Genomic DNA, 2,537 nt, shown 5'->3' on the forward strand with positions numbered 1-2,537 from the left:
TAGAGTTATGATTAATAGGTATTTGTTTTACCTACCACCTCCCCCCTGACGGGGTACTCCTCCTCCCAGGAGGAGGAGAATAGAGATACTACTGATTATTAACAACATAAAATATGCGAAACTTGAGTACTTTAACTACTTATTACTAACTACTTATTACTTACTACTTACTACTAACTACTTACTACTAACTCCCAACTCCCCCCATAAAAGGAGTCCGGTTCAGAATACTACGTCCCAGAGTTATTTCGTCTACATATTCCAACTCGTCTCCGATAGAAATTCCACGTGATATGGCACTCAGCTTCACTCCCATCTTTTCCAATTTGCGATAAATATAAAAATTAGTAGTGTCACCCTCCATTGTAGTACTGAGCGCCAGGATAACTTCTTTTATCCCACCGGCAGCAACTCGCAGCACAAGGCTTTCTATCTGCAAATCCCCCGGTCCTATACCATCCATCGGCGAAATAACTCCACCCAGTACATGGTACACGCCACGAAACTGTTGCGTAGCTTCCACAGCCATAGCAGCACGGATATCCTCTACAACACAAACCACAGAAGCATCCCGTTGCGGGTTAGCACAAATACGGCACGTTTCCGTATCCGAGATATTGTGGCAGACTTTACAATACCGCACTTCATGCTTCAGCGTAACAATAGCGTTGCCGAAAGCTTCTACCGCAGCCGTATCCTGTCGCAAAAGATGCAACACCAGACGCATGGCCGTCTTCCGTCCTACCCCGGGTAGCTTTGCAAATTCACTTACCGCCTTCTCCAATAACATGGAGGAAAATCGTTCATTCATACTAAAATCAACTATTGGTGGCAAAGATAATCAGTTTTTCGCATTCGGAACACGGAATTTTGAAATAAGTGTTACCTTTGCAGATGTAAAAAATGAAGAACTACCTATAAAGAGTGTCAATATTTATATATTATCGCATACTACAGCCTTCTGACAAGGGGCGCAACGTTTTTAAAGAATGCAAGCAACGTTTTTAAAAAACGACCGCAATATTCTTTAAAAACGTGCAAGGCATTTATTAACAATGCTTCCCGGGTATATAAAAAGAGTAATAAACTTTCTAAAACTGACAAGAATATGGATATTACAAGCGCTGAATTCGTTATCAGTAATACAGACGTAAAAAAATGCCCTGCGGGGATATTCCCGGAATACGCCTTTATCGGACGTTCCAATGTTGGGAAATCCAGCCTTATCAACATGTTGACAGGACGCAAAGGACTTGCCATGACATCCGCAACTCCGGGAAAAACCATGCTCATTAACCACTTCCTTATTAATAAGAGCTGGTATATTGTCGATTTACCGGGCTATGGCTATGCGAAACGCGGACAAAAAAGTCAGGCACAGATACAACGTATCATCGAAGACTACATCCTGCAACGTGAACAAATGACTAACCTCTTTGTGCTTATTGATTCGCGACTTGACCCGCAAACCATTGACCTTCAATTTATGGAATGGCTGGGCGAACATGAAGTACCCTTCTCTATAGTCTTTACCAAGGCCGACAAGTTGAAAAGCGGCAAAGTAAATACCAACATCAGACAATACCTTGAAAAGCTAAATGAACAATGGGAAGAACTTCCTCCTTATTTTGTGACCTCTTCTGAAAACAAAATGGGAAGAAAAGAGTTATTAGATTACATAGAAAGTATAAACAGAGAATTAAAAACTCAATAAATTATTAGCAAAAATGAAAAAAAGTGTATTTTCACTGGCACTCATTGCCACTCTGATGCTGGTATCAGCCAACAGTCAGGCACAATCATTGAAAGATTTGTTTAACAAAGAAAATGTAGAAAAGGTAGTTAGCGCCGTCACAGGTAAAAATACCGTTGAAATGATTGGTACATGGTCGTATACCGGCGCTGCCGTCGAGTTTGAGTCGGACAATCTGTTAATGAAAGCAGGAGGCGCCGTCGCTTCTTCTACTGCCGAATCCAAACTGAACGAGCAACTCAGTAAAGTAGGTATCAAACCCGGACTTATGAGTTTCACCTTCAATGCCGACAGTACCTTCAATGCAAAATTGGGAAGCCGCGCCTTAAACGGAAGCTATTCATACAGCGCTTCTGACAACAAAGTCAATTTGAAGTTCGTAAAACTTATAGGTATGGACGCCAAAGTTAACTGTACGTCCGGCAAAATGGACTTGTTGTTTGATTCGGACAAGCTGTTGAAGCTAATCACTACCCTCTCCAGTAAGAGTTCCAACTCTACATTAAAAACAATCAGTTCATTGGCAAGTAAGTACGATGGTATGATGTTAGGGTTCTCGCTTGAGAAAAAATAAGAGAGCAAACGAAATCAAAAAGCCTCGCAAAAATTAATTTGCGAGGCTTTTTTCATTTTAAAATTAATTTTATGAAAAAAATCGAGCGGAAAACGAGACTCGAACTCGCGACCCTAACCTTGGCAAGGTTATGCTCTACCAACTGAGCTATTTCCGCATTCGATGACCCTCTTTTCACAAAGAAGAAGTGCCCAGAACAGGACTCGAACC

At 41.3% G+C, this 2,537-nt stretch carries 3 protein-coding genes and 1 tRNA gene; 2 read left to right on the top strand and 2 right to left on the bottom strand.

The annotated features are described in order from the left end of the window. Positions 1 to 187 precede the first annotated feature (187 nt). Complete coding sequence (gene recR / locus B2Z67_RS08470) at positions 188 to 811, bottom strand: recombination mediator RecR (protein WP_291529390.1); 624 nt, start codon at positions 809 to 811, stop codon at positions 188 to 190. A gap of 297 nt (positions 812 to 1,108) precedes the next feature. On the opposite strand from recR, the gene yihA reads away from it, so the two are divergent. Both yihA and B2Z67_RS08480 read left to right on the top strand, forming a co-directional pair. After that, entirely contained in the window at positions 1,109 to 1,714 is a 606-nt protein-coding gene (gene yihA, locus B2Z67_RS08475) for a ribosome biogenesis GTP-binding protein YihA/YsxC (RefSeq protein ID WP_291529391.1), read from the top strand. Between the two features lie 13 nt (positions 1,715 to 1,727). Next, positions 1,728 to 2,327 carry a DUF4923 family protein gene (locus tag B2Z67_RS08480; RefSeq protein WP_291529392.1) on the top strand — a complete coding sequence of 200 codons (600 nt, stop codon included), beginning with the start codon at positions 1,728 to 1,730 and terminating at the stop codon, positions 2,325 to 2,327. 84 nt (positions 2,328 to 2,411) lie between these two features. Here B2Z67_RS08480 and B2Z67_RS08485 read toward each other — a convergent pair. Then, a tRNA-Gly gene (locus tag B2Z67_RS08485) sits at positions 2,412 to 2,484 on the bottom strand. Positions 2,485 to 2,537: the final 53 nt, after the last annotated feature.

It is taken from the genome of Bacteroides sp. UBA939, assembly GCF_002293435.1.
Lineage (GTDB): Bacteria > Bacteroidota > Bacteroidia > Bacteroidales > Bacteroidaceae > Bacteroides.